Annotated in this window: 24 protein-coding genes; 10 read left to right on the forward strand and 14 right to left on the reverse strand. The window is 62.6% G+C overall.

What is annotated here, in order from left to right; translation table 11 throughout:
• Positions 1-25 precede the first annotated feature (25 nt).
• Positions 26-211, reverse strand: a complete 186-nt coding sequence (locus ACILSQ_RS24440; RefSeq protein ID WP_395746299.1) for a hypothetical protein — start codon at positions 209-211, stop codon at positions 26-28.
• A gap of 268 nt (positions 212-479) precedes the next feature.
• Between ACILSQ_RS24440 and ACILSQ_RS24445 the strand changes: the two genes are divergently transcribed.
• The 8 genes from ACILSQ_RS24445 (at position 480) to ACILSQ_RS24480 (ending at position 11,712) form a co-directional block, all read left to right on the forward strand.
• Positions 480-842: a GntR family transcriptional regulator gene (locus ACILSQ_RS24445; RefSeq protein WP_395746300.1), complete on the forward strand. Its 363-nt coding sequence runs from the start codon at positions 480-482 to the stop codon at positions 840-842.
• Positions 839-1,741: an ABC transporter ATP-binding protein gene (locus ACILSQ_RS24450; RefSeq protein ID WP_395746301.1), complete on the forward strand. Its 903-nt coding sequence runs from the start codon at positions 839-841 to the stop codon at positions 1,739-1,741. The genes ACILSQ_RS24445 and ACILSQ_RS24450 overlap by 4 nt, the downstream gene beginning before the upstream one ends.
• 3 nt (positions 1,742-1,744) lie before the next feature.
• Positions 1,745-4,297, forward strand: a complete 2,553-nt coding sequence (locus ACILSQ_RS24455) for a hypothetical protein (RefSeq protein ID WP_395746302.1) — start codon at positions 1,745-1,747, stop codon at positions 4,295-4,297.
• A complete protein-coding gene (locus tag ACILSQ_RS24460; RefSeq protein ID WP_395746303.1) occupies positions 4,294-6,018 on the forward strand; it encodes a hypothetical protein in 1,725 nt (574 codons plus the stop codon). The genes ACILSQ_RS24455 and ACILSQ_RS24460 overlap by 4 nt, the downstream gene beginning before the upstream one ends.
• Before the next feature lie 2 nt (positions 6,019-6,020).
• Positions 6,021-8,675, forward strand: a complete 2,655-nt coding sequence (locus ACILSQ_RS24465) for a hypothetical protein (RefSeq protein WP_395746304.1) — start codon at positions 6,021-6,023, stop codon at positions 8,673-8,675.
• On the forward strand, positions 8,672-10,264 hold the full coding sequence (locus tag ACILSQ_RS24470; protein WP_395746305.1) for a hypothetical protein: 1,593 nt from the start codon (positions 8,672-8,674) through the stop codon (positions 10,262-10,264). Before ACILSQ_RS24465 ends, ACILSQ_RS24470 begins: the two co-directional genes overlap by 4 nt.
• Positions 10,265-10,359: 95 nt before the next feature.
• Positions 10,360-10,563, forward strand: coding sequence for a hypothetical protein (locus tag ACILSQ_RS24475; RefSeq protein WP_395746306.1), 204 nt, complete (start codon positions 10,360-10,362; stop codon positions 10,561-10,563).
• 129 nt (positions 10,564-10,692) lie between these two features.
• Positions 10,693-11,712 carry a Gfo/Idh/MocA family protein gene (locus tag ACILSQ_RS24480; RefSeq protein WP_395746307.1) on the forward strand — a complete coding sequence of 340 codons (1,020 nt, stop codon included), beginning with the start codon at positions 10,693-10,695 and terminating at the stop codon, positions 11,710-11,712.
• Positions 11,713-12,150: 438 nt separating this feature from the next.
• Here the strand turns inward: ACILSQ_RS24480 and ACILSQ_RS24485 are convergent, their stop codons facing one another.
• From ACILSQ_RS24485 to ACILSQ_RS24540, 12 genes are all read right to left on the reverse strand, one after another.
• Positions 12,151-12,879: an ABC transporter permease gene (locus tag ACILSQ_RS24485; RefSeq protein ID WP_395746308.1), complete on the reverse strand. Its 729-nt coding sequence runs from the start codon at positions 12,877-12,879 to the stop codon at positions 12,151-12,153.
• Entirely contained in the window at positions 12,876-13,661 is a 786-nt protein-coding gene (locus ACILSQ_RS24490; RefSeq protein WP_395746309.1) for an ABC transporter ATP-binding protein, read from the reverse strand. The genes ACILSQ_RS24485 and ACILSQ_RS24490 overlap by 4 nt, the downstream gene beginning before the upstream one ends.
• A gap of 239 nt (positions 13,662-13,900) precedes the next feature.
• Complete coding sequence (locus tag ACILSQ_RS24495; protein WP_395746310.1) at positions 13,901-14,578, reverse strand: inositol monophosphatase family protein; 678 nt, start codon at positions 14,576-14,578, stop codon at positions 13,901-13,903.
• 130 nt (positions 14,579-14,708) lie between these two features.
• Positions 14,709-15,341: a phosphopantothenoylcysteine decarboxylase gene (locus ACILSQ_RS24500; protein ID WP_395746311.1), complete on the reverse strand. Its 633-nt coding sequence runs from the start codon at positions 15,339-15,341 to the stop codon at positions 14,709-14,711.
• 676 nt (positions 15,342-16,017) lie between these two features.
• Positions 16,018-16,707, reverse strand: a complete 690-nt coding sequence (locus ACILSQ_RS24505) for an SDR family oxidoreductase (RefSeq protein ID WP_395746312.1) — start codon at positions 16,705-16,707, stop codon at positions 16,018-16,020.
• 406 nt (positions 16,708-17,113) lie between these two features.
• A complete protein-coding gene (locus ACILSQ_RS24510) occupies positions 17,114-17,332 on the reverse strand; it encodes a hypothetical protein (RefSeq protein WP_395746313.1) in 219 nt (72 codons plus the stop codon).
• A gap of 342 nt (positions 17,333-17,674) precedes the next feature.
• Positions 17,675-19,294: a peptide chain release factor 3 gene (locus tag ACILSQ_RS24515; RefSeq protein ID WP_395746314.1), complete on the reverse strand. Its 1,620-nt coding sequence runs from the start codon at positions 19,292-19,294 to the stop codon at positions 17,675-17,677.
• Between the two features lie 676 nt (positions 19,295-19,970).
• Positions 19,971-21,086 (reverse strand): glutathionylspermidine synthase family protein, encoded by a 1,116-nt coding sequence (locus ACILSQ_RS24520; protein WP_395746315.1) that lies wholly within the window; start codon positions 21,084-21,086, stop codon positions 19,971-19,973.
• Between the two features lie 8 nt (positions 21,087-21,094).
• On the reverse strand, positions 21,095-21,676 hold the full coding sequence (locus tag ACILSQ_RS24525; RefSeq protein WP_395746316.1) for a hypothetical protein: 582 nt from the start codon (positions 21,674-21,676) through the stop codon (positions 21,095-21,097).
• Between the two features lie 221 nt (positions 21,677-21,897).
• A complete protein-coding gene (truA, locus tag ACILSQ_RS24530; RefSeq protein WP_395746317.1) occupies positions 21,898-22,737 on the reverse strand; it encodes a tRNA pseudouridine(38-40) synthase TruA in 840 nt (279 codons plus the stop codon).
• Positions 22,712-23,203, reverse strand: a complete 492-nt coding sequence (gene ruvX / locus ACILSQ_RS24535) for a Holliday junction resolvase RuvX (RefSeq protein ID WP_395746318.1) — start codon at positions 23,201-23,203, stop codon at positions 22,712-22,714. Before ruvX ends, truA begins: the two co-directional genes overlap by 26 nt.
• Positions 23,204-23,420: 217 nt before the next feature.
• Positions 23,421-24,503 carry a mannose-1-phosphate guanylyltransferase gene (locus ACILSQ_RS24540; protein ID WP_395746319.1) on the reverse strand — a complete coding sequence of 361 codons (1,083 nt, stop codon included), beginning with the start codon at positions 24,501-24,503 and terminating at the stop codon, positions 23,421-23,423.
• A 98-nt stretch (positions 24,504-24,601) separates the two neighbouring features.
• Here ACILSQ_RS24540 and ACILSQ_RS24545 point away from each other — a divergent pair, with 98 nt between their 5' ends.
• Together ACILSQ_RS24545 and ACILSQ_RS24550 are read left to right on the forward strand one after the other, a co-directional pair.
• Complete coding sequence (locus ACILSQ_RS24545; RefSeq protein ID WP_395746320.1) at positions 24,602-24,928, forward strand: hypothetical protein; 327 nt, start codon at positions 24,602-24,604, stop codon at positions 24,926-24,928.
• A gap of 90 nt (positions 24,929-25,018) precedes the next feature.
• Positions 25,019-26,110: an alpha/beta hydrolase gene (locus ACILSQ_RS24550; RefSeq protein WP_395746321.1), complete on the forward strand. Its 1,092-nt coding sequence runs from the start codon at positions 25,019-25,021 to the stop codon at positions 26,108-26,110.
• Between the two features lie 320 nt (positions 26,111-26,430).
• Here the strand turns inward: ACILSQ_RS24550 and ACILSQ_RS24555 are convergent, their stop codons facing one another.
• On the reverse strand, positions 26,431-26,994 hold the full coding sequence (locus ACILSQ_RS24555; RefSeq protein ID WP_395746322.1) for a hypothetical protein: 564 nt from the start codon (positions 26,992-26,994) through the stop codon (positions 26,431-26,433).
• Between the last annotated feature and the right edge of the window lies 1 nt (position 26,995).

Here is a 26,995-nt window from a genome sequence, read left to right on the forward strand (position 1 = left end):
CACTGCTGCTAAATGCAGCGAAGTGTTAGGCCGCAGTTTTGGCGGACTTTCGAGACGCTGCCTTTTTGCGGCGGAGCGGTTTGGCGATGAAAAAGCTGTTTTTGTTTCCGAGGACACCCGTGAAGAATTTTTCGCCTTCGGCGTCTTTCCGCAGTTCCTGCATGAGTTCCGCCTTTTCAGCAGGGGTGAGCAGGTACAGCGGCTTTTTCATGGTCGAAGGGTAGTAGAGATGGAGGATGATTCAAGTCCTCCCCCTCCTCATTCGATGAAGGTTGCGCTGTAGATGCCGCCTTCGCAAGAAAAGCCGATATACGTGGGCTGTCCTGCACGGCGAAAGCGGTAGCTTCGTTCGTTCCTCACTTCGCAACCGCACTCCAAATGGGCGCCGGGTTGGCCGATTCGTGATACGCAAAAACAAAGCCATGAAATTTTTCTTGCCAGTGTAACAGTTGTGCTGTTACAGTAGGAACACCTCGCGTATGCTGCCTTTTTCGATCCAGCTCCAGGATGGGAGTCCGGTCTCTGACCAGATCCTTGGGGCTGTGCGCAAGGCGTTGCTGACTGGGCAGATGCGGGCGGGGGATGCGTTTCCGAGTGTGCGGACGCTGAGCCAGGAGCTGCGCATCAGCCCGACGACGGCGCACAAGGTGGTGCTGCTGCTGAAGGATGCGGGCTGGCTGAATTCACGACCGGGAATCGGGATGGTCGTGACGGTGCCGGATCAGCCGAATCTGAAGGAGCGGCTGGAGCAGATCACGCCGGAGTGCCGGGCGCTGCTGAAGGAGGCTGCGGAACTCAATCTCACGCTGGAACAAGTCATCAAACATCTCAAAAGCCTATGATCACGATCCACGATCTGCATAAACGATTTCGCAAAACTGAAGCCGTCGCGGGCTTGAGCCTGGAGGTGCCGGAGGGACAGGTGACGGCATTTCTGGGGCCGAACGGCGCGGGGAAGAGCACGACGATCAAGTGTCTCTTAAGTTTGCACCGGCCGGACAAGGGGACGATCACGGTGCTGGGCGGGGATTCGAGGAAGCTGGGGCCGGCGCAGTTCACGCAGATCGGCTATGTGTCTGAGAACATGGAGCTGCCGCTGTGGATGACGGTGGGGCAGTTTTTGGATTATTGCAGGCCGCTTTATCCGAACTGGGACATGGCGTTTGAGAAGCAGCTCATGAAGCAGTTTGACCTGCCGACGGGGACGAAGCTGAAGGATCTCTCGCGCGGGATGCGGATGAAGGCGGCGCTGCTGAGCAGTCTGGCATACCGGCCGAAGCTGGTGGTACTGGATGAGCCCTTCAGCGGGCTGGATCCGCTGGTGCGTGATGAGTTTATCCGCGGGCTGCTGGAACTGACGGAGCAGGAGGGGTGGACGGTGTTTGTGTCATCGCATGACATCGAGGAGGTGCAGCGGCTGGCGGACCGGGTGGCGATCATCAATCGTGGGAAGCTGGCGCTGGATGAGACGAGCGACAGTTTGCAGGCGCGGTTTCGAGCGGTGGAGGTGGTGCTACCAGATGATGGTAGAGCGCCGGTGGGGCTGCCGAGTGACTGGCTGCATGCGGAGCAGGCGGGGCGGACGCTGAGGTTTACGGCGAGCCGGTTTGGAAATGAGGAGGCGTTTGCGGCGGCGCTGCGTGAGGCGATGCCGGGGGCGGCGCATCATGAGGTGCGGGCGATGAGCCTGCGGGAGATCTTTGTGGCGCTGGCGCGTGCCTACCGACTGGAGGGGAAATGAGCCATGAACCTGGTGCTGCATCACTTTTTCAAAGAGTTCCGCTATCTGCGGCTGCGCTGGTTCGCGTTTCTGCTGCTGCTGGGTTTTGACCTGGCGGTGAACCTGGAGTGGCTGATGCCGATGCGGGCGGGGGAGGGGGCGCCGGGGTGGCTGAGCTATGTGCCGGTGGTGATCTTGCTGACGGGGCTTTCGCTGCTGCTGTCGTGCCCGGAGGACCGGCCGGGGAGTGACCGGAGCTTCGTCGGCACCCGACCGCTGCCGTGGGCGGCGTACTGGCAGGCGAGGTTGCTGCTGTGGCTGGGGTTGATCGTGCTGCCGGTGGTGGTGCAGAACGGACTTTATCTGGCGCTGTCCGGCAGGCCGTGGAGTGATGTGCTGCGCGGCGCAGGAGAGAGGGCGTGCTTTGCGGCGGGTTTTTCAGCCTGGCTGCTGCCTGCGCTGGCGCTGTGGCGGCGGCGGGAGGTGTGGAAGGCGCTGTTTTTTCTCGTGGTGACACTCGCGGCAGCTTCGAAGGTGCTGGATGTGGCGAGTGCTGCCTGGTGGAGTTTCTATCCGAGCTACGACCAAACATGGGCTGGACTCATGGTGGGATGGATGGTGTTCGGCGGGCTAAGCGGCTGGCTGGCGTGGAAGCATCTGCAACAGGCATACAGTTTTCGTCGGAGACTTTGCCTGACCTGTTTCTCGGCCTTGGTCGGGCTGATGGCCGCACGCTTTTGGGTGTTGGCAACCGGCGGGGAACTTGTGGCGCAGGACGAGGCATTGGTACAGGCACTGGCTCCGGGATTGAAAGTAAAGATCGATCTGGACACAGTTCATTTCGAAGGTTTTGAAAGCGAGTTTGGAACCCACACACTTTCCGCCCAACCTGAGACTGAGACGGGAAAACCAGGTGTTCATGCTGTTATGAGGCTGGAAGGAAGCCGTGTCATCCAGGATGGCAGAACATCCAGCGCCGAGGCGGTATTGGCATCGAGGGTTCGGTCGCGGTTTGGCTTCGGCTCTCCGCAGGATCAGGTGCATCGCGGCGATGTGAATCTGCGGGATTTCTTTCCTGAAGGGACGCTGTTTTATTCAGCACAGATTTTTCCGATGTGGTCCTGGGAGGGCCGAAGAACTGCCCTCGCCGCCTTTGATCAACCTTATCCGGCGGCTGAGAAGCGATTGAAGCTTGCGACTGACTACCACATAGAATGGTATCAGCGTGATCTGGCGCTGGAACTGCCGATGGTGGCAGGAAGCCGTGCTGAGTGCGATGAGGCGCGGTGGGAGGTGCTCAGTGTAACACCCGCCGGCGGGCCGCAGCCTGGTGCGCTGACCATCACGCTGCGAGTGGAGACGCGGGACCATTGGAATGAGGAAAATGGCAGTGCGATGCTGCTGCATTCGCCGCAGCGGCAGATCGTCTGGCTCGACCCAGCCAAGGAGACGCAGCTCGGCACGCGGGCCAGTCACACGGGATGGCTTCGCAGGCAGATTGAACTGACATGGAATGGTATTTTCAACCATGCCGATGGCGAAGCCACGGGAGTGGATTCGGCGAAACTGCGTCTGATTCTGCTGCGCAGCCGGTTTCTTGGGTCCAGTCCATACACCTGGAAGTCTCCAGAGATGCGTCTGGCGGATTTTCCATCCGCCTATGGTGAGAGGTACTCCTGGCATGAGGCCAGACTGCTGTATGGAGGGCGTCAGATGAAGGCGTTTCAGGAACGGATGGCGACCTTCAAGCCGCTGACAGCGGAAAGCGGTGAGAAAGAGGCCCGGCGTGCGCTCTACGAACTTTTTTCGACCGCAGGCGTGACGGGAGCGGTTTACGTCCCGGCGGCATATCCAGCGATCACGCAGGCCTTTGAACCTCTGGGAAAAGAGCACCTGCCGCTGCTGCTGGAACTGCCCTCAAGCCTGTGGCCGGGATGGAGCGACCGCCCACCGACGACCCTGCTCGACCGCTATTTGACGGAAGATCAGCGTGATGCGGTGATCGAACGGGTGATCAAACAGCCGGGGCTGGCGGAGGTGGTGCTGCGCAAGGGGTGGGCCGAGGAGGCGAAGAGATTGAAGCCGCGGCTGCTGAGCGGGGCGCCACTGCCACGGGGCTGCGAAGCGCTGCTCTTCGCCTGGGGTGATGATGAGTCACGGACCCGACTGCTGCAGGCCGCGAAGCATGACATCTATCGCGGGATCATTGAGGAACTGGACAAGATTCCCATGATGCGGCCGGAGACCGAGAGGATTGCCATGAATGAGTTTGAAAAGACGCTGCCGATGACGGGCTCAGACAATCACCGAAGTGCCGTGAGCGTGAGTCTGGCCGCGAATTTTGGATCGCCGGAAGCATTCGATCTCTGCCTGCGCTGGATGGCGCTGGGCGGTGATCTGCCGCCGCGCAGCGGGGGGTACCCGCGTCCGCATTTGCTGACTGCCGACGGCGGCAAGTTCTGGGAAGAGGAACGGAAGATGCCAGACCATGAGAAGTGGCCGTTTTTCCGCCGGTTGAAGGTCAGCGACTTCGAATACGTGCCTGAAAAACGAGCCTGGAAATTTCGCCAGCCATGAACACCGCGCCCGCTCACATCCGCATTTTTCATCAAGGCCGCACGGAGTGGCTGCATCAGCGTGGGATGATCCTTGCGTGGCTGCTGTGGCTTGTCGCCCGGCGCTGGCACCGCGTTCACGAGGCGAAGACGACCTTCTCTTCGCTGGCATTGGCGGATCTTGAGCCCGGGATCGAGGTGGGATCGCTGCTGCTGGCTGCTGCCGTGGTGTGGCGCTGTGTGAGTGCGGATGCGCCTTCCAACGCGGAAACGTTCAGCCTCGCGCGTCCGGTGGGGCAGGCCGCGCTGTGGCTGGGAAAGCTGCTGTTTCTCGTCCTTGGTCTGGTTTTGCCTGCGGTGGTGGTTTGCGGCCTCGACTGGCGAGGTTTCGGACTGGGCGTGGGGCAATGGCTCGCGCTGTCAGGTACGGTGATGCTGGTGATGGGGCTGATTTTTGGCTTTGCGGGTGCGCTCACGGCCCTGGCCTCGTCAACGCGGCAGATGCTGGCTCTGGCGGTGCTGGGGATGGTGGGAGCTGGTGTGTGGCTGGCGATGCAGGGGGAGGTGTACCACTATGGCGAACAAATCCCCCAGGAGGTGGAGCAGCAGCATGCGAGTCTGTGCGGCACCTTCGTGGCGGCATTGACGGCACTTGGCGGCCTGCTCGTGGCGTGGTGGTTCGCGACGGTGCCGAGACGACGGATTCTTGCTGCAGGACTGGCGCTGCTGACACTGGCTGCCGCACCACTGATCGCCCGTGCATGGCGGTATGACTGGATCACGCCACCGCCACTGGAGTACGCCAAGGCGACAAAGATCGGCATCAAGGTGGGGAAAGCGGACAAGGAGGACAAAGCGCCGGGACGGGGCCTGTGGCCTACGTTGCGCCTCACGGGACTGGGAAAAGATGAAGTGGCGAGCATCCTTGAGTTTGCGCCCATCGATGACAGCGGCGCCTGGCCCCCGAAGGGGAGCTACAGCGACCTTACGGTCGATGAAGGCGGGCGTGATTCGTGGCTGCACACGGATCACACGCGGGCGCTTTTCAAATACAGTCGGCCTACGACACTCTGGCGGCAGACGATTGGCAACAACGCGATGTACAATGGCCGCAGGCCGCTGCCAGCGGTGCTGCAGCAGCTCCGGCTGAAACGGGAGGACGCGATCACGCGCCGCTGGAGGCTGCGGCTTGTCGTGCATGAGATGAAGCGTGCAGCCACGCTGCCCTACCGGGAGTTTTGGTCCCAGGAGAACAGCTTTCTCATCCGGCCGGGATTGCGGATGGAGTTCAACGCCTTTGCGTGGCTGAGGGGGGCCTGGGAGATGCATGGGCGTGCGCACCGCTTGTCGGCGGCTGTGCTTCCTGTCGAATCGCATCGATCTGCCCATGTGCGGGGCCGGGACCTGAGTGACAACTTCCTTTTCGTGCTAGAAGACCCGGATCTGGGGGAGAACGAGGCGCTCGATCCAGGCCTCGTGCAGCGGGCAAGGCGATTTTCCAGCTACAATGATCAATCCCGGCTGTGGCAGGTCGATGAAAACCAGGGGCTGGAGATCCGCCTGTGGGAGCCGAAGGAGCAGGAGGCCATCTTAAAGACCACGCGTGAAGACTGGGTGAACCGGCTGAATGCGAGCCTGTGGCACGCGGAGGAACGGGGGACGATGGAGATCGAGCTGACTCCTGAGCAGATGGCGGAGGTGCTGGCGGAGCCGGAACCCAAAACGGAGGTGAAGAAACCATGAGGATGATGCTGCACCAGTTTGGAAAGGAATTCCGCTACCTGCGGGTGCGGTGGTGTGTGCTGCTGCTGGTGGTGCTGCTGGACCTGGCGGTGCAGATGGAGTGGGTGCTGCCGATGAGGCCGCTGGGGACGAAGGCTTATGAAGGAGTGTTTGTTTCGAGCGGGATGCTGATGCGGCTGCTGCTGTGGATGGTGGTGTGGTGGTTCATGCTGAGCGCGCCGCCGGAGGACGGCGGCGGGCGGGGCCATGTGCTGACGCGGCCGCTGGGACGGATGAACTACTGGGCGGGACGGCTGCTGGTGTGGGTGCTGCTGGTGATGGCGCCGCTGCTGCTGGAGATAACGCTGTATCTGCTGCTCAACGGGCGGCCGTTTTCCGAAGTGATGCTGGGGGTGGCGGAACGGGCATGGGCGGCGGGATCGATGACTCTGTGGCTGCTGCCGCTGCCGCTTCTGCTGCGGGGCTGGGAGCGGTATGCGGTGATCGTGCTGGTGGTGCTTTCGAAGGAGTCGCTGTTCCCGCGGGTGGTGAGGATGACCTTCGAAATGCTGAACCTGGCGTATGATTCACCGCAGGTGGCGATGGAGTTCGGGCGCAATGTGCAGGCGGCGTGGCTGGTGGGGCTGCTGGTGCCGGTGGTGGTGCTGTGGCACCAGCGGCGGGCGCTTGGGGTGATCTCGCGGCTGGGAGCCGTGATGCTGCTGATGCTGCTGCAACAGGCTGTGGCGGCGTCGGCGCTGTTTGCGAATTCGTTTGAGGAGCCGCGTGATCCGGAGCTGATCCGCAGGCTGACGGCAGGGCGTGAAGTGGTGATCCCCGAGCGGGAGCGACGATTTGCCCAGGGGCAGGAAACGGGGGACGAGAGCGACGTGGTGTCATGGCGCGGGGAGAAGTACATTGAGCTCAGCGCGCTGGCGAGTCTCAAGGGCATGCCCGGGGACCTTGTGCCCCAGTGGGGGGCCACGACGAAGACGATGAAGCAGAACGGCGAGGTGATGCCAGCGCCGCCGGAGGGCGAGAGAATGTGGAGGCCGCTGCTGCGTGTGGGATACCAGTGCATGAACATTCCGGCGGCACCGGTACTGCCAGGGGCGAAACCGCCAGGGCTGCTGACGGTGGATGTGAACCCGAAGGTGCAAAACCTGCAGACGCGGCTGCCGCAGCCAGCCCGGCTGGATGAGGCGGTGGACCTGAAGTTTGACCTGAAGGCGGACTGGGCGCGAGTGCGGAGGCTGGGCGAAATGCCGTTAAAAGCGGGAGCCAGGTTTGCCTCGCCCGATTTCGAGGTGGAACTGCTGGAGGTGAGGCCGAACATGGACGGCAGGGGAAATCGCACGGACGGCTGTGTGACGTTGGTGTACCGGATGGCGGCGCGGAGCTTTGAATGGAAGCAGGATTTGCAGCCGTGGTTTCCGCATGCGTTCATCATGGCGGAGGAGAAGCGGCTCATGTGGCAGTTCACGGTGCACTCCGGCTATGAGCAGATGCGGGGGGCGAACCTGGGGTGGTGCCGTCTGGTCCTGCAGCAGACGTTTCAACGGGTGCTGGAACCGGGCACGGGGGTGACGGCGGAGAATCTGGCGGAGCAGCGCCTGGTGTGGGTGAGGCCGGAGTATCTGGGAAGCTCACGGCATGCGCTGGAGATGAAGGACGTCACGATTGGCAAATACCTGATGAAGACCGACGGGTGGCCTGAGAGCAAGCCGGCCGTGGTGAGCGGGAATCCACGCGAAGCTTTTTTAAAGCAGGTGAGAGGACTGGCGCGGCCGGCGGAGGATGCGGGGCGGGAGGAGATGGCACGGTATGTGGCGGAGGTGTATGAGGCCTCGCATGTGTTCAAGGACCGCATCTTGCGTAACAATGAAGGGGACATGCAGTGGCCGGGGAATGACCAGGAGGTGTGCGTGCTGCTGGCGCCGTTTTTGATGAAGCATCCGGATCTTTTCCGCGCGGCGCTGCAGCGTGACAACGCCGAGCTGACGCAGGGAGTGCTGCATGAGGCTCTGCTGCAGACGGGCGTGCCGGGCGTGACGCGGAATGAGAAAACGGGCGGAGCGATGTATGAAAGGGAAGCCCAGGTGCCGGGCAGGCCCGGGCAGAAGAAAATGCGGACGGCGGAAACGCTGTGGCTGGCGTCCTGGAGACCGGATGACCTGGACGCGTACGTGGAGGCGATGCGGCGGCACTCGGACGAGCCGCTGTGGCCGCTGCTGGATGACCAGCCGCTGAGCGCTGATGAGGTGCTGAGGGATTACCCAAAATTGTTTGATCCTGGCGACCTGCGGTGGCTGATGAAGCGGCCTGATCCCAAATACCGTGAGAAGGCCGAGAAGGTGACGCGCGAGGCGTTTGAGCAACTGCCTGCGGTGGTGAACCTGGATCGTGACCATGAAAGGGCGCTGCATGCGGCGGTGGCGCTGGGGATGCCGGAGGCGCTGGACTGGGTGCTGCGGGGGCTGGCATTCAAAGAGGATGACCAGGTGCGGAACGCCAGCGTCATGATGGGCTACGTGGCGATGTTTGGCCCCACGGACACGGGGATGCCGGATGCGAAGACGCTGCGGCAGTTTCTGCACGATGTGCGGGTGCATGGCGCGAAGGACTATCGCTACGATGCGGTGAAGATGACCTGGAAACTGATGCCTGAGCGACCATGAATGCCGTGACTTCAAACTCCTTTGCATTTCGCGTGTGGCAGCAGCTCAAGCTGGAATGGCGCATGCAGTGGCTGCTGGTGCTGCTGTGGCTGGCGGCGCTGGCGATGGGCTGCTGGCAGTCGTTTCAGGAGACGGAACCGGAGATCACGATGCCGGGATTTCTCCCGGCGCTGCTAGGGCTGATCGTGATCGTGCGCAGCGTGCGTGCGGATGCGCCGGGGAACACGGAGGTGACTTCGCACGTGCGGCCGCTGGGGCGTGGTGCGGTGTGGCTGGCGAAGGTGGTGTTTTTCAAGATCGCGCTGCTGCTGCCGTGGCTGGCGAGTGACTGGCCGCAGTGGCGGGGCTACGGCTTTGGGCCGGTGGAGTGGGTGGCGGGAACGGCGGGGAGCGCGCTGCCTGCGGCGTATGTGGGAGTGTGTGCGGCGCTGCTGGCGAGCTGGAGCGGCCCGGTGTGGCGAAATGTGCTGGTGGGCGGGGTTTGCATCGCGGTGCTGGAACTGACGACCTGGATGTGGGGCACGGTGTGGCGGGGTGAGGAGAATGTGTGTGTGCTGGCGGTGGCGCGATTCATCCTGATCCTGACGCTGACTGGCGCGTGGTGGCAGGTGGCACTGAGGCGGCGGGCCTGGGTGACGCTGGTGCTGGGGTGCGTGGTGACGCTGCTGGTGGCGGGACTGGGAAACTGGAACTGGCATGCGAGACCGGAGCAGCGCTTTGCAGAGACGAAGCTGAGACTGCACTTTGGCGAACGGCCCGTGGGTGCGGCTCAGGAGCTGTGGAAAGGGGTTTATGTGACGGGCCTGCCGGAGGACTGCGTGGTCTCGGTGGTGGCGTTTGCGCCGGCGGCAGGAGGTGGCGTGTGGCCGCCGGAGAAGGCATTCTCTGACTACGCATGGACGTCCGAGGAGGGGAAGGTGCGCCATCGCGAGCACTGGATGATGATGGCGCACACGCGTGTGCTGGCGCCGCATTATCCGGCAGGAGCGCTGTGGCGCGGGAATGCGGATCTGGAACGAGCAGAGGAGCTGAAGAAGGTGGTGCGGAACCACACGGCGGTGCCGTGGCGGCTGCGGCTGGCGGTGCAGCAGATGAAGCGGGTGGCGACGATGCCGCTGCGTGAGGCGGTCCGGGGAGAGAAGCGCGTGGTGCTGGACACGGGGCGCAGGCTGGATTTTCAGCTCAACGCTCTGAGTCATGACAAGGAGATGAGGTTCTGGGCGATGCTGCGACGCCGGTATCCGATGCTGGCGCCCGCCAGCCGCTGGGAGATGCTGCGAGTGGGGGGTGTGTTTCCAGAGGAGAATTTTCTGGTGGTGCTGAACTCGCCTGGGATCCGCGAAGTGTGCACGGCCTGCGAGGAGAACTCCAGCTACTCGTCAGGAGACGGCCTCTACCAGCGAAGCCACAACCGGCCGGCGGGTTTTCGGTTTGTGCATCCGAGCGCGCAGATGGACATCGCGGGACTGAAGCTGGAGGAATGGGTGAACGGGACGACGCTGGATGTGTGGTGGCCGGAGGAGCGGGGCGTGGTGGATTTGGAGGTGAGTGCGGAGGAGCTGGGGAAGGTGGTGAGCGGTGGGCAGTAGGCAGTGGGCAGTGGGCAGTGGAGTGTGTGATGGGGGCGATGGGAGTATGCAGAGGATCGATGAGGGGTTTGGGCGGGGGTGGGGCATGGTTCCCCATGAAAACGAAACTTGTTCGCGCTTTGATTTTGCTCGTCGTTGGCTTGAACCTGAGCAGTTGCGCCAGCGCGGGGCTGGAATTTAAGAACTCTTTCCGAGGGAATGTGACACCGGGGCAGCGCATTGCGGCGGGGGCGTTTGATGTGGTGACGCTGCCGGTGCAACTGCCGGTGATTGTGGCGATGAAGATTGCGGAGGAATAGAGGCGGCTTTTTCTTCACGGTGTGATCGTGGCCGTCGAACGGCTTGCGGCAGGCGACTGCCGGATGCGTCGTAGCGTGAGACTGATCTTGCTGTGAGGAATGGACGGGTGATGGCGTTTGAGAAGGACTATGATGAAACGACGCGCCTTTATTCTTGCCTGTGGTTCGACTGCTTTTGCTGCTGGTGCTGGTGGCGGCGGGGGAAGGTTGAAAATTGGGCAGATCGGGACGGAGCATGCGCATGCGGCGGGGAAGATGGCGGCGATGCGGTCTTTGGCGGACCTTTGGGAGGTGGTGGGTGTCGCAGCAGAGAAGGGGTATGAGGGGGTGCCGTTGCTGACGGAGGAGAAACTGCTGGGGACGCCGGATCTGAAAGCGGTGGCGGTGGAGACGCGGATGGAGAAGTCATGCGCGACGGCGCTGCGGTGCATCGAGGCGGGGAAGCATGTGCATTTGGACAAGCCTGGGGCTCTACACCATGAGGAGTTTAAGACGATGAGGCTGGCGGCGGAGAAGAAGGGGCTGACGGTGCAGATGGGATATATGCTGCGGTACAATCCGGCGTTTGTGCTGCTGTTTCAGGCGGTGCGCGAGGGGTGGCTGGGAGAGATCACGGAGATCGATGCGGCGATGGGGAAGCTGGGGGATGCGAAGCAGCGGGGGATTTTGGGTGCGCTGCCGGGCGGAGGGCTTTTTGAGCTGGGCTGCCATATGATCGATGCGGTGACGACGATCCTTGGGAAGCCTGCTGCGGTGACGGCTTTTTCAACGCCGACGCGGGATGATGGCGTGAAGGACAACCAGATGGCGGTGCTGCAGTATGCGAAGGCGACGGCGGTGGTACGCGTGAACCATGTGGACCCGTTTGGCGGGCCGCGCCGGAGGTTTAACGTGACGGGGACGGAGGGGACGTTTGAGATCGTGCCGATGGAGAGCGGGAAGGTGAATCTGTCACTGACGAAGGCGCGGGGGAGCTACAAGAAGGGGGCGCAGTCGTTTCAACTGGAGGTGCCGAAGGATCGGTATGCGGGGGAGTTTACGGATCTGGCGGCGGTGGTGCGTGGGGAGAAGAAGCTGGCATGGGATGCGGCGCATGACATCAGCGTGCATGAGACGGTGATGCGGGCGGCGGGGGTGTGGGAGGGGTGAGGGGGAAGTTGACGTCCGTCCTTCGCAGTTCCTGCTACGGAGGACAGGGTGGTTTACGGTTGTTGACTGTGGTTGACGGTTGTTTGGGGAGGCCGTGGGTGTGAGGGGGGCTGGGGCGCGTGCTGCTGGCGTGTGGCGGAGCTTTTTGTAGACGCTGCTGGTGCCTGCCGTGTGAGTGAGAAGCGGTGGGTTTGCTTTCCGGATTTGTTGGCGAAAAACCCAGGGCGGCGCTCGCTGAGGCTCGCTTTGCCCTGGGCTGCGATAGGCCGCCCCTTTGGGGCTGGAGGGGAAAGCCCGTGAAGGTTTGCTGGCGCTGGGTGTAGAGAGGGCGCTTCCTTGTTGCACAGCAACAAGGCTACTTTGATGGGCCGCGCGGGTGGCCTTGGGCAGTGCGAAAGTGCTGGTGCGGGCAGGAGTGCCCGCATCACTTTTTTGCGCTTACTGCGTGGCGAACTTGGTGAGGAGGCCGCGTTTGCGGGTGAGATTGAGGACCCAGACGAAGAGCCAGCCGGCGAGGGTGAGGTAGATGAGATTGAGGCCGGCGGCGAGCCAGAGGTGGTCCCAGTTGAGGACGCCGGTTTTCATCACGGAGCGCATGCCTTCGAAGATGGGGGTGGCGGGGAAGAGCCAGGCGATGGGCTGGGCCCAGGCGGGCATGTTTTCAACGGGGTAAAAGACGCAGACGACGGGCTGGATGAAGAAGGGGACGGCCCAGGCGAGGGATTCGGCGGCCTGGCCCCAGCGCAGGATGAGCGCGGTGGAGATCATGCCGAGCGCCCAGCCGAAGACCATGAGATTGAGGAAGAAGGGGATGAGCCACCACTGGAGCTGGAAGATATTGAAGGAGTAACCGATGTAGGAGATGAGGCTCATGACGCAGCACGTCACGAGAATGCGCAGGAAGCCGACGACGAAGGTGGCGCCGAGGTATTCGGCAGTGCGCACGGGGGCGACGAAGACATTGAGGAGATTGCGGGTCCAGACGTCTTCGAGGAATGAGATGGCGACTCCCTGCTGGGCGCGGAAGAGGATGTCCCAAAGGATCATGGCGCCGAGGAAGAAGAGGATGAACTCGCCGAATTTGATGAGCTCCACAAGGCGCATGGGGGTGCGGGAGTAGAGGAAGAGGTAGCGCATGACGAGGGCGCTGATGATGCGGAGATTCATGAGGCAGATTCTTCTTTCTTGGGTTCGTCGAGGATTTCGCCGTCGCGGGCGATTTTGATGAAGACGTCTTCGAGGTTGTCGCTGCTGGACTGGGCGACGATGTCGGAGGGGGTGCCTTCGCAGACGATCTTGCCTTTGTGGAGGAAGATGACGCGGTCGCAGACTTCCTCGATGTCGCGCATGTTGTGGGAGGTGTAGAGGATGGCGATGTGGCGCTCGCGCTGGACCTTGCGGATGACTTTGCGGACTTTGTCGGCGATGTCGGGGTCGAGGCTGGCGGTGGGTTCGTCGAGCATTAGGAGCTCGGGGTCATTGAGGAAGGCTTTGACGAGATTGACGCGGGTGGATTCGCCGGCGGAGAGCTGGCCGGTGACGCGTTTGCTGAGGTGCGAGATTTCGAGGAGCTCCATGAGCTCGGCGATTTTCTTTTTCGGATTCGGCACGCCGTAGATGCGGGCGAAGACGCTGAGGTTTTGCCAGACGAGGAGATTGCCGGGAAGGGCGGTGTAGGCGGAGGAGAAATTGGAACGCTGGAGGATGCTGATGCGGTTGGCGTGGAGTGGGACGCCGAAGGCATTGAGCTCGCCGGAGGTCGGCAGGGTGAGGCCGAGGAGGCAGTTCATGGCGGTGGTCTTGCCGGCACCATTGGCACCGAGGAGGCCGAGGACCTCGCCGCGATGGAGCTGGAAGCTGAAGCGGTCGAGCGCCTTGACGCCATCGAACTCACGGGTGAGCTCGCGGGCTTCGAGGATGACTTCGCGGGGGGAGGGGGGAGCGGACATGGGCGGTGCTAAGGGCGCTGATTGAATGCAGGTTGCTGTGATCAGGGCGGGGATGGCAGGTCGAATGACGAAATCAGAATGAGGAATGACGAATCAATGACGAAGCTCGAACGATGAAAAGGGAACTCGCTGAACCGTGGGAATGAAGTGTTCTTCGAGCTTTGGCATTCGACATTATTTCGACATTCCTCATTCTGGTTTCGTCATTAATCCGGGTCGCTTAAAATCAGCGCTCCGTTTTAGAGGTATTCTTCGATGGGGAGCTTGCCGTTGGAGGCGCAGATGAACATGGTGCCGGGCTTGGTGGTGCTGGGCTTGAGCATGACTTTGCCGCCGCCCATTTCGACCATGAGCTGGCCGGCGGCGATGTCCCAGAGGCTGATCTGTTCTTCGACGTAGGCATCGAGGCGGCCGGTGGCGATGTAGGCCATGGCGAGGGCGGCGCTGCCGAGCATGCGGGTTTTGCGGACTTCGTAGGCGATGCGCTTGTAGCGCTCGAAGCCGAGGTCGAGGGCTTCCTTGCTCTTGGAGAAGCCGACGGTGACGACGGTTTCTCTCTGCATGGGGTCGAAGATGACGCCGATGAGGAGCTCTTTGGATTCGCGTTTGCGGGCGGCGATGGAGACGCAGAAGTGGGGGATGCCGAAGAAGTAGTTTACGGTGCCGTCGATGGGATCGACGATCCACTCGACATCGCCGTTGCCGCCGGTTTCGCCGCCTTCCTCGCCGAGGATGGCGTGGTCGGGGAAGCGGGCGAGGATCATGTCGGTGATGAGCTTCTGGCTGCGGACGTCGAGTTCGAGCTTGATGTCGTGGCGCTGCATTTCGTTGACCGTGAGTTCGGAGCCGAAGTTTTCGGTGATGAGTTTGCCGGCGGCGTGGGCGGATTCGGTGGCGATGGCGAGGAGTTCTTTCACTGGGGGCTAGATGCTGGATGCTGGATGCTGGATGCCGATTCTTCGCTATCCATCCTTCGCTAAAGCTTCCTCCTTCGCTCTACGAGCTACGGAGGACATGACGGAGGACTGGAGAGCTATGAAGGGCAAGCTAGACGCGGGATGAAATGAACTGGATCAATTCATCCGCGATGGAGGTTTTCGACTGCCTGGGGAGGGGAATCGTGTGACCGCCGGGGAGGCAGAGGGTGACTTCGTTTTCTGTCCTGTCAAACCCGATGCCGGATTGGGATACGTCGTTGGCGACGATGAGGTCGCAGCCTTTGCGCTGGAGCTTGGCCTGGGCGTGGGGGATGAGGTTTTCGGTTTCTGCGGCGAAGCCGACGAGGAAGCCGGTGAAGCCGAAGGTGGAGCGGACGGAGCCGAGGATGTCTTCGGTGCGCTCGAGTTCGAGTGTGAGGGTGGTGGCGGACTTTTTGATCTTTTGGGTGGCGGCCTGAGCGGGGCGGTAGTCGGCGACGGCGGCGCTGAAGATGGCGGCGGAGCAGCCGGGGAGGTGGGTGCGGACGGCATCGAACATTTCGCGGGCGGTTTCGACGCGGATGAGCTGGACGCCGGAGGGTGGAGAGAGGGTGACGGGGCCGGAGATGAGGAGGACTTCGTGACCGGCGGCGTGGGCGGCTGTGGCGAGGGCGTAGCCCATGCGGCCGGAGGAGCGGTTCGAGAGGAAGCGCACCGGGTCGATGGGCTCGCGAGTGGGGCCGGCGGTGATGAGGAGGCGCATGGGGGTGAGGCGTGGGAGAACTGATTTTTACACCGCAGATTAGAAGACCGCAGAGGTTTGATGAGAGCTGGATCGAGGGATGCACAGCGGAGATTCGGAAAACGCAGAGAGGCCGGAGATTTGAACCACGGATTGCACGACCAGCACGGATGCCGGAAGGGATTTGGGGAAGAGCGCGTTGGTTTTTGGCAAAGGAATGAAGGAGCAAGGGAATGGCCGGAGATTTGAACCACGGATTGCACGACCGGCACGGATGCCGGAAGGGATTTGGGGAAGAGCGCGCTGGTTTTTGGCAAAGGAATGAAGGAGCAAGGGAATGGCCGGAGATTTGCAGCGCAGAGATTAGAAGACCGCAGAGAAAGGTAGTGGGGCGGTGGGTGGTGGCGGAGCGAAAATTGAGGGTAAAAAAATTAGGGGTAAAAAAATTTCAGAGGCGGAGGGATGAGATGGTTTTTGAACTGCGGAATGCTGTGGATATGCGGAGGCCGGAGGGGGGAGGAGAGGGGCCGGATTCCGGCTAAAGCCGGTACTACAATACGGCGCTGGATTCATTGAGAGGAGGTGTGCAGGACTGGAGAGTTCTCGTGGTGGGCCTGCGGTGATGAGGGAGCTCTTTGGTGCTCCAGACTTTGAGGGAGGAGGAGTAAGAGGAAGAGGAGGAAGATTGGGTGGGTGTTTAGCCGCCGGGGGCGGTGAGGGGCTTGCCGTTGTCTTTGGGGGTGAGTTTGATGAAGTAGGGGACGGCGCGTTTTGCCCAGGCTTCGGCATTGGGGAAGTCGCCGGCGGTGGAGCCGAAGGTGCTGCGGAGCATGTCGGTGTCGATGATGCCGGGGTTCATGGGGATGATGGCGACTTTGCCGCCGGTGTCCTGGGCAGTGGCCATGGAGAGGCCTTCGATGGCGTATTTGGTGGCGCAGTAGGGGGCGACGTCTGAGGCGGTGCAGCGGCCCCAGCCGGAGGAGAAATTGACGATGACGCCGCTGCCGCGCTTGAGCATGGCGGGAAGGAGGTGGCGCATCATGGCGGCGGGACCTTTGATATTGATGTCGATGATGCGGCTGAAGTCCTCGGCGCTGGTTTCCCAGAGGGGAGCGTTGGGGGTGATGATGGCGGCGTTGTTGAGGACGAGGTCGGGTGCGCCGGAGTGCTGGAGGATGGAGGCGCAGAAGGCGGCGATGTCGGATTCGCTGGAGACGTCGCAGGTTTGGAAGAGGTGGGGAGATGGGAACGCGCGGGAGAGTTCGGCGATCTGGGCGGTGTTGCGGCCGCAGCCGATGACGTTCCAGCCGGCTTTGATGAAGAGGGGGGCCATGGCGCGGCCGAGTCCGCGGGTGCAGCCGGTGATGACGACGGTTTTGGGGTTCATGCGAACCCACCGTTACTTCTCGTCTGCGGAAGGATCAAAGGGCTTGTTGAAGGGCTGTATGGTGCCGAATGGGAGGCGCGGCCGTCATGAGCTTTGGCGCAGTCGGATAGGAAGGTGGAAGTAAGAGCGGTGTCTGATCGCGGGGCTGGCGCGGCGGAGCTTATTGCAGACGCTGCTGGTGGGCGGTGGGCGTAGCGGAGCGCTGGCTTTGCTTCCCGGAATTGCGGATCGTAACCCAGGGTAGCCTCGCCAAGGCTCGGCAACCCTGGGCTCTATTACGCAGCCCCTTCAGGGCTGATGTGTTGCGGAGCAGACTGGAGAAAGATGATGACCGTTTGCTGAGGGAGGGGACGGTGGGGCCAATACTGTGCGACACAAAAGCGTTGTTTTGACCGCTGCTTCCTTTTCACTTCTCGTCGGCGGAAGGATCAAAGGGCTTGTTGAAGGGAGGGCCGCGTTCGCCGCCGTAGGTTTCACGGAGGTATTCGTCGCCTTCGCTTTTTTCGCGGCGGATGTTTTTCGGAGCCACGAGATTCCCAATCCGGCGGCGCTCGGCGCGGCCGGCCTGCCACTGCTCCCAAGTCCAGGTGCGGTCTGGACTGGATTTGAGTTTCGAGGGGGTCATGGGATGACAATAGCCTAAGACTGGGATTTGTCAGCCATAGGGCGCTTCGTGTTCGTGGCGGGATGGCGTGGAGACGCTGCTGGTGAGCGCGACGTACCAAGAGAGCGATGGGTTTGCTTCCCGGCGGAGACTCCTCTTTCCAGGGATGGCGCTCGCTACGCGAGCTTATCCCTGGCTACCTTCTGTGATCCCTCCGGGATCAAAGAACAGCAATACCGTGCCGTGATCGGGTGAATGCCCTCGTTCGTCGGAACGACCAGAGTTCACAACGCGAATGAGCACGAATATCCGCGAATTATCACGAATGAAGCTGGGCTAGATCGCGTGACTTTTGTGGGGGAATTAACTTTGCGATTCCTTGGCTTTATCCACTTCATCCCACGGAATGGTGGAGAGTTCGGCGTTGGGGTTGCGGCGTTCGAAGTAGTTGATGGCCCACTGGTCGGAGAAGAAGACGACCCAGCGGTCGGCGCTGTCCTGGGCGGTGGCGACGCCGCTGGGGATGTCGAAGTCTTCGATGGCGCCGCCGTCTTTGGTGCGGACCCAGCGGAGGACGGTGTAAGGGGCGTTTTCGAGGCGGCTCTGGGCGTTGTATTCGCTTTCGAGACGGAACTGCACGACTTCAAACTGGAGGGGGCCGACGGCGCCGAGGAGGGGGACGCGCTGGCCGGCGTGGGGCTGGATAAACTGCTGTACGACGCCTTCGCTGAGGAGCTGCTCAAGGCCGTCGCGGAAGCGTTTGTAATGCGCGGTGCTGGGGTTGTGCAGGTAGGCGAAGACTTCGGGGGCGAAGCGGGGGATTTCGTCGAACTTGAGCTTGGGATCGGCGGCGAGGGTGTCGCCGATGCCGAAGCCGTGATTGCCGACGATGCCGACGACGTCGCCTGCGTAGGCTTCGTTTACGGTCTCGCGATCCTGGGCGAAGAGTTTTTGGGAGTTGGCGAGGCGGACGAGTTTGCCGGTGCGGGTGTGGGTGACCTGCATGTCGCGTTCGAACTTGCCGCTGACGATGCGGACGAAGCTCATGCGGTCGCGGTGGCGGGGGTCCATGTTGGCCTGGATTTTGAAGACGAAGCCGGAGAATCCTTCGTCGGTGGGCTCGATGACGCGGCCATCGGCGGCCATGCGTGGCTCGGGTGGCGGGGCGAGTTCTAGGAAGCCGTCGAGGAGCATCTGTACGCCGAAGTTGTTGCTGGCGCTGCCGAAGAAGACGGGGGTGAGCTCGCCGCGATCGATCTTGGTGCGATCGTAGGCATGGCCTGCGCCGTCGAGCATTTCGAGCTCCATCTTGGCCTGTTCGAGGGCTTCGGGGACGGTGTGCTTGGCGACGAAGTCGTCATCGAGTCCGCCGACTTTTTCGGGGGCGCGGTAGGCGCCGTGGACGGTGCGCTCGAAAAGGTGGACGTCGTTTTTGCGGCGGTCGTAAACGCCGCGGAACTGCTGGCCGAGGCCGAGGGGCCAGTTGATGGCGCAGGCGCCGATGCCGAGGACGGTTTCGAGTTCGTCGAGAAGGGTCAATGGCTCGCGCGCGGGGCGGTCGAGCTTGTTCATGAAGGTGAAGATGGGGACGCCGCGACGGCGGCATACTTCAAAGAGCTTGCGGGTCTGGGCCTCGATACCCTTACCGGCATCGACGACCATGATGGCGGCATCGACGGCGGTGAGCACGCGGTAGGTGTCTTCGGAGAAGTCTTTGTGACCGGGGGTGTCGAGGAGGTTTACGACGCTGTCCTTGTACTCAAACTGGAGGACGGTGGAGCTGACGGAAATGCCGCGCTGCTTTTCCAGCTCCATCCAGTCAGAGGTGGTGGCGCGCTGGTTTTTGCGCGCGGTGACGGAGCCTGCGAGCGCGACGGCGCCGCCGTAGAGCAGGAGCTTTTCGGTGAGCGTCGTTTTACCGGCGTCGGGATGCGAAATGATCGCGAAGGAGCGACGGCGGGCGATTTGGGCTTCGTGGGGCATGGGGAAAGGGGGCGCGAGACATCGTTCAGGGAGGCTGGAGTTTCAAATGACGAAATCAGAATGACGAATGGGGGAGGAGGGGGAGTTGACAGTGGTTGACGGTGGCTGAACGGTTGTTTGGGGAGCCTTGGGTGTGAGGGGGATGAGGGAGAGTTGAGAGAGCGATGGCGGCAGGCGTGTGGCGGAGCGTTTTGCATACGCTGCTGTGCTCGCTGTGTGCCTGAGAAGCGCTGGGTTTGCTTCCGGATTTGTTGGCGGAAAACCCTGGGCGGCGCTCGCCGAGGCTCGCTCTGCCCAGGGCTGCGATAGGCCGCCCCTTTGGGGCTGAGAGATGTTGTCGCAGGGCTTGCGCGTGAAGGGGCAGCGAAGGCGAAGGCTACTTCGAAAAGACAAAAAGGACAGAGACGACCGAAAGGACGCGGCGCTCCACGACAACCAGATATTTGGGCACTGTTCATGCGTAAGCCCTGATGCTGTCGACAGGTGTAGAGAGAACGATTGACGATTTGTTTTCCGTTCAACACGGCGAAGTACAGAGCGGCAATTTTCGGGCTCTGCGCGCCTTGGGCGTGCGCGATTGACGATTGATGAGCAATCGGTTTTTGATTTTTGAAGTGGCGGACCCAGGCGAAGGCAGAGTGTCAGCTGGATGAATGTGCCGTGGCGCTGCGACGGTTCAGAACCAATGCGGAACGAAGCGGCTGGTGTTGGAGGTGATGAGGGAGGTGTCTTCGCGGATGCCGATGCCGGCGGGTTCGCCGCCGATGATCCAGGAGCCGATGACGGGGTGGTGGCCGGAGAAGCTGACCTCGGGGTGGAGCTGCTGATAGACTTTGGGCTGGCGGCTCCAGGGGCCGTCCGTGCTGGCGAGGAGAGCGCCATCGCGGATCATGCGCACATTGGTGCCTTCGCGGCTGAAATAAGGTTTTTCCACGTGGGCGGGCATGCCATCGGGCGTGAAGGAGGTGCGGAGGAGATTGGGGTGGCCTTCAAACATCTCCCAGAGGAGGGCGAGGAAGGCTTTGTTGCTCCAGAGCATTTTCCAGACGGGCTCGAAGAAGCGCTGGCATCTGCCGGGGAGGTGGACGGAGAAGTCCTCCAGCCACATCCATTCCCAGGGGTAGAGCTTGAAGAGGAGGTCGATGGGGCGGTCTTCGTGATCGACGAAGCTCTGCATGCGGTCGTTCCAGCCGAGATCTTCGACGGCGAGATCGATGGTGCTTTTGCCGGACTGGCGGCAGGTGTCGATGAGGTAGAGGAGGGTGCGCCAGTCTTCCTCGGTTTCGCGCTGGGCGCAGAAATGGATCTGCCGCGCGGGCCATGCAGGCCAGGAGGCGAGGAGCTGCTCATGGATGGAATTGAACTGATCACCGTGAGGGCGGGTCTGCTGGAGCCACTGCCACTGCACGACGGCGGCCTCCAGAAGGCCGGTGGGGGTGTCGGCGTTGTACTCGAGGAGTTTGGGATGGCCGGAGCCGTCCCACATGAGGTCAAAGCGGCCGTAGAGGGAGAGGTCGTCGCGCTCCCAGGACAGGATGACTTCCTTCCAGGCCTCGGGAGAGATGGCGAGGCGGTCGCGCCAGTTGTCGCGGATGGCGCGCTCGGCGGCGGCGATGCTCATGCGCTGGAGCTCGGCGGTGGCCTGCTCGAGTTTTTCAATCTCGCGGCTGCTGAAGCGATAGTGGGCGGACTCGTCCCAGTAGAGCTGGCCGTCGATGGTGTGGAAGGTGAGGCCGAGGGACTCCACCTGGGCCTGCCAGTCGGCACGCGGTCTTTCGGTGATGCGCTGCACGGAGGGGATCAGGAGCCGGAGGAGAAGCCGGAGAAAGAGCCGGTGCGGCCGAAGCCGCCGCGGCTGGTGAAGGCGGAACGAGTCGCGCTGGCCTGGCTCTGAGGCACGCCGACATGGACGGGCGCGCCCGTGGGCTGGCGGGTGTAGTCGCTGCCGGGCGGCGCAGGGGTGCGGGGAGTGGAGGCGGCGCCGAGCGCCATGCCCAGACCCATGCCAACGAGGCCGGGGCGATAGTATGAGGAGGAGGACGCGTAGGCCTCGGTGCTGTGATAACGCGACCAGGTGCCGCAGCGGTAGTAGCCCCAGCGCTGATCGTAATGATCGTAAGGATAGGGGAACCAGGCGGAGCAGGGCTGATGGTAATAGCCGAGCTGGGGATCGTAGGCGTTGTGGGGCGGGATCTGGCTGGAGACATCCTCACCGGCGACAAAGGGAGGCAGGCTGGCGCGCATCTCCGGGCTGAGAGACTCCGGGGGAAGGATGGGAGTGTCGTGAACATTCACGGGCTCGGCTTCGGTCAGGCGATTGTACCCGGTGACGCCCAGACCGACGCCAGCGAGCGTGAGGATGATGATGTTGCTGCGTTTCATGTGCGGAAGGGAGGGTGGTGGCTGCGGAGTGACCGGGCAGCAGCTTATGAAAGAGCCGCAGGGGGAGGAAAGATAAATTACAAGGCGGGGTGAATTTTATTCCCGGGGAGGGGTGGAGATGACCGGGAGGAGGCGGGATGAATGGAGGATGAGAAGTGGTATTTAGAGCTATTTTATGGTATAGAAAGACGGGCTGTTTTCGAAGCAGGGAGGGAGGGGGATCAGGGTGCTTCGTCGGGATAGTCCACTCCGACCAGATAGAGGCCGCAGGCGGGGGCGGTCTGGTTGCTTTGGGGGGCGGCGGGGTCGGTGAGGAGGGAGGCGAACCATTCCCTGGGTTCGCGGCCGCGGGCGACGTGCATGAGGCTGCCGACGATGAGGCGGACCATTTTGTAGAGAAAGCCGTCGCCGGAGAATTCGAGCTCAATCATGTCGCCGGTTTCGCGCATTTCGGCGCGGTGGATGGTGCGGGTGGTTTTTTCGGTGCGCTGGCGGCGTTCGGTTTCGGGCATGTCGCCGCGATTGGCGGAGAGGCGGACGAAGTTGTGGGTGCCGATGAGTTTTTCGCAGCACCAGCGCACGGCATCGAGATCGAGAGGGCCATAGACGTGCCAGGCGCGGTCGGCTTCGAAGGGTGAGAGCATGCGGGGGCGCCAAATGCGGTAGCGGTAGGTTTTGCCGATGGCGTCAAAGCGGGCGTGGAAGAGGGGCGGGCATTCTTCCACAGAGAGGATGCGGATGGTGAGGGGGAGGCAGGCGTTGAGGGCGTGGGCCCAGGCCTCGCCGGTCATGCGGACGGTCTCGGGGACGTCCACGTGGGCGGTTTGGGCGAGGGCGTGGACGCCGGCGTCGGTGCGGCCGCTGCCCTGGACATGGGTGTGAATGCGGGTGGCTTTGCGAATGGCGGTGTTGATTTCATCCTGCACGCCGCCGCCGCCTTCCTGGCTCTGCCAGCCGCGCCATGGGGTGCCGCAGTAGGCGACGGTGAAGCGGAGGCGTTTGAACCCCGGCTCGGGGCCGTGGTGCTTGCCGGCCTTACTTTCGACGTCGCTTCTGCTCATCGGTCCAAGAGAGTTCGTATGACTCGTCGGGGAGCAGGAAGCCGGCGGGGCCGCGCTGCTGGTTCAAATATTCCTGGAGGATGACGACGGCGGCGAGCTGATCGACGATCTCGTTGCGCTCCTTTTTGCCGGTGATGCCGGCGCGGGACATGGAGGCCTCGGCTTCGACGGAGGAGAGGCGTTCATCCACGAACTCGATGGGGATGGAATGGCGCAGCTCCTTGCCGAGGCTGGTGGCGAATTTTTCCACACGCTCGGCGGCGCTGCCGCGCTCCCCGCTCATGCGGAAGGGCATGCCGATGACGATTCTGCCGATGTGCTTCTCCCGCACGAACCGGGCGATGGTGCGCTCCGGTTCGTGGTTGGCATCGATGGTCTTGAAAGGGCTGGCCACGATCTCGGTCTCGTCGCTGAGGGCGAGACCGATGCGGACGGTGCCGTGATCGATGGCGAGGATGCGGGGCATGGCTGGATGCTGGTTTCTAGATGCTGGATGCTGGATGCTGGATGCTGGATGCTGGATGCTGGATGCTGGATGCTGGATGCTGGATGCTGGATGCTGGATGCTGGATGCTGGATGCTGGATGCTGGATGCTGGATGCTGGATGCTGGATGCTGGATGCTAGATGCTGGATACCAGAGCCAGAGCCAGAGCCGGAGCTGGAGCTGGAGCTGGAGCTGGATCAGCGCAGCTCGGTGGGAAGGCTGTCCACGATTTTCTTGATGTTCTCGGCCTTGCTGCGGGTGGCAACGAGGAGGCCGTCCTTGGAGGCGACGACGATGAGATCCTGAACACCGATGAGGGCGACGTGCTGGCCGGTCTGGGTGAAGACGATGTTGTTGAGGGTGTCGAGCTGGGAGAGGGCGCAGTTGTGCTGGTTGCCCTGCTCATCGGTCTTGAGGTAGCGGCCCACGCTGGTCCAGTTCCCCACATCGTCCCAGTCGAAGGTGGACTCGATGTTGAGTACGCGGGAGGCGTGCTCCATGAGGGCGTAGTCGATGGAGAGCTTGGGCAGCTTGCCGAACTGTTTTTCGACGGTGGCGTTGAAATCCTTGGAGCCGCGGAGCTCGGAGACGAAATCCGCCAGCACGGGGCAGTGGCGGCTGAGCTCGCTAAAAATGGCGGGGATGGTCCAGATGAACATGCCGGCGTTCCAGAGGAAATTTCCCTGGCTGATGAAGTGCTCGGCGAGATCGGGATTGGGCTTCTCACGGAAGCGCGCGACTTCCCAGACGGGCAGGTCATTGAGCCCGCCGATGCTGGCGCGGCGGCCGCGCTCGACGTAACCGTAGCTGGGGCATGGCCAGGTGGGGGTGATGCCCACGGTGACGAGGCTGCCGCTGTTTTCCGCGGCGAGGGCGGCGTTGGAGAGCACGCGCTGGAACTCGGCATGGTTCTGGATGAGGTGGTCCGCGGGGAGCACGATCATGGTGGCGGTGGGGTCACGGGCGACGACCCAGCCAACGGCGAGGGCGATGGCGGGAGCGGTGTCGCGCTTCTCGGGCTCGGCGACGATGTTTTCGGCGGGGAGATCCTTGATGAGGGCGCGCACGGAGGCCTCCTGCTGCTTGTTGGTGAGGATGAGGATGTTTTCCTTGGGGACGAAGCCTTCAAGACGGTCGATGGTGAGCTCGAGGAGGGTTTTGTCACCAAAGAGTTTCAGGAGCTGCTTGGGCTGGGCATCACGGCTGATGGGCCAGAAGCGCTGGCCGCTGCCCCCGGCGAGAATGAGGGCATAACGTTTTTTGGATTCGGCAGAGGTCATGGGGCGGTGTTTTTTGTGGACAGCCCCTCCCTTAGCCGGAAAGCCGGATGCGGGCAAATTCCTCTTTGGTGATTCTCGCGGAGCGGTTATGATGATGCATGCAAGACCACACCCCCGCCCCAGGATACGAAACGTATGCGTCACTGATCGCCCCAGCGGCAGCGGGCTGCGCCCTGGGCATCTTGTTTGGCCGGGGGATGCGGCGCGGGTCTTCGAACATGGTGGCCCTGACGCTGCTGGCGGCGAGCGCGGCGATCGCGGCGCCGGTGATCACCGAAGTGGTGCAGCGCACGGCGAACCGGCCAGGCAGTGAGCGCGGCAGCCGGCGGAGGCTGGAAGGCATCCGCAACCACGGGATGCCGGATGGGGATGTGGGTGAGTTTTTTGCCGATACGCCGGAGTCTTTCGGTGCGAAGGGGCGGTGAGCCGGGCAAGCGCAGGGGATAGAGAGCCCCGCCGATGCTTCGAGCCCAGGCCCGCGAAGATCCGCACACAAGATTCTTTTTTTGCCCGTTATGGAGGCGACGCCGATGCCGATGCTGAAGGGGAAGATGCGTGATGGGGGGCGCTGCCTGCGGCGTGCGTGGGTGCTGCTGCTCCCGCTGCTGGTTTCTTCGTGCCTGACAGGGGGCGGGAGGTTTCAGAAGAAGATGGGCGAAGGGCCGCCGCTGTATGATGAACCCGTTTTCAAGTGGCAGGCTTCGGACAAGGCGGTGCTGCCGTACTGCCGCTGGCTGCCGCCGAAGGGCATGACGCGGAAGGGCATTGTGATCGCGATTCCGGGCATGGATGAGGCTTCGGTGGACTGGACGCGGCTGGGGCGGTACGTGGCAGCACGAGGGTATGAGATGTACTCGCCGGATCTGCGCGGGCAGGGGAAGGACCTGGATGCGCGCGAGCGCGGGAACTACCACCGGTGGAGGCGCTGGGTGGAGGACGTGAATGAATTTGCGGCCCAGGCGCGGGGCGGGCGAAAGCTGCCGGTGGCGTACATGGGCCACAGCCTGGGAGGCATGGTGGCGCTGGCGGCAGCCGAGAGGGCCGGTGAGAGTGCGGCGGCGGCTGCTCCTGATGCGCTGGTGCTGTATGCGCCGGCCTTTGTGCTGGCGTATCCACGGTGGTTTGGGGCGCGGGCGGCGGCCACGACCGTGCAGGTCATGACCTTGAATCTGGCACGGGTGACGGGACCTGCGGTGTTTGAGCTGATGCACCGGAACATTGTATCCAATCCGGAGGATGAAGCGGCGTGGGAGCGGTCCAGCGACCGGCTGTGCGGCGGCATGAGCTTCCGCTATGTGGGGGCGTGTCTTGCAGTGGGGAAGGAAGCGAGAGATGTGCCGGGAAAGACGGCCACGCCGGTGCTGCTGCAGTATGGCCGGAGCGACACGACGATCCCGATGTGCAAACGCAGTCCGGAGCGCGTGCGGGAGATGTTTCAGGCACGGGACACGGAGCTGTGGTGGCACCCCAATCCGAAGGCGGCGCATGACATGCTGAACGACAGGCTGGTGAGACAGGAGATGCTGGCCAAGACGTATGCGTGGCTGGATGAGCGGCTGGGTGCGGCGTCAAAGATGCGCACGGGTGGCGAGGGGGCGCGGAACTGACGGACCGCGCGGCCTTGCCCGACTAGGTTGGAGCTGCGAAGCCCCGGGCGTGTGGCGGAGCGTATGAAAGACGCCCCGTTCTTCGCACTTCGTGCTACGAAGGGCAGGCTTGTGGTGGACGCCAGGTGTGGCGGAATGCCCGGTTTGCTTTCCGGACTGGTGAAATGGGTACCAGGGAAGCCTCGCTGAGGCTCGGCATCCCTTCGCTTTGATACGGAAGGCCGCTGGCCTTCCCTTCAAGAGGTGGATGCCTGCCTTGTTGTGCGCGCTTCAATCGTCGGCCGAGATACAGACCCGGCTCCAAGCAGTCGTGGTATCGATCAGCCGGCGGAGTTCAGGCGCACGTTTTCCAGGAGCTCGGTGAGGTGGCGCTGGGCGCGCAGGACGGGCTCTTCTTCACCGAAGGCCAGCTCAAGGACTTGGGTGGTGCGCATGATGCGGTCCTCCAGTTTTTCCTCGTCGTGATCCAGGGTGTCGGCTGCATCGGCCAGTTTGATGAGGCGGGTCTGCCAGTCGCAGGAATGCAGGCGCCTGAGGTGCACATCGGTGTCCACTTCCTCAGCGCTGCTCAAACGCTGAACGCGCATGGCGATCTGGCAGCCGAATTCATCGCAAAGCTCATCAAAGGAGACTTCGGATTTTTTCATGACATTGTGCAGCAGGGCGGTGGCGAGGACCGGCGGCTCCGGGCAATGATACACGGAGGCGATGGTGAGAGCGACGCGGGTGGCCTGGGCCAGGGAAGGAGGGGTTTCACCCTTCGGAACTTCAGAAGCGTGCACATGGGCTGCGAAGGAGGCGGCCTTCTGCCAGAGGGGCTGGGCGATGGCCTCGGCAATGCCCTCCTGCTGCTGCTTCAACTGCTCGCTCAAAATCGTGGCCATG

Origin of the sequence: Prosthecobacter sp. (genome assembly GCF_044227185.1) — a bacterium.
In the GTDB taxonomy this organism is placed as follows: domain Bacteria; phylum Verrucomicrobiota; class Verrucomicrobiia; order Verrucomicrobiales; family Verrucomicrobiaceae; genus Prosthecobacter.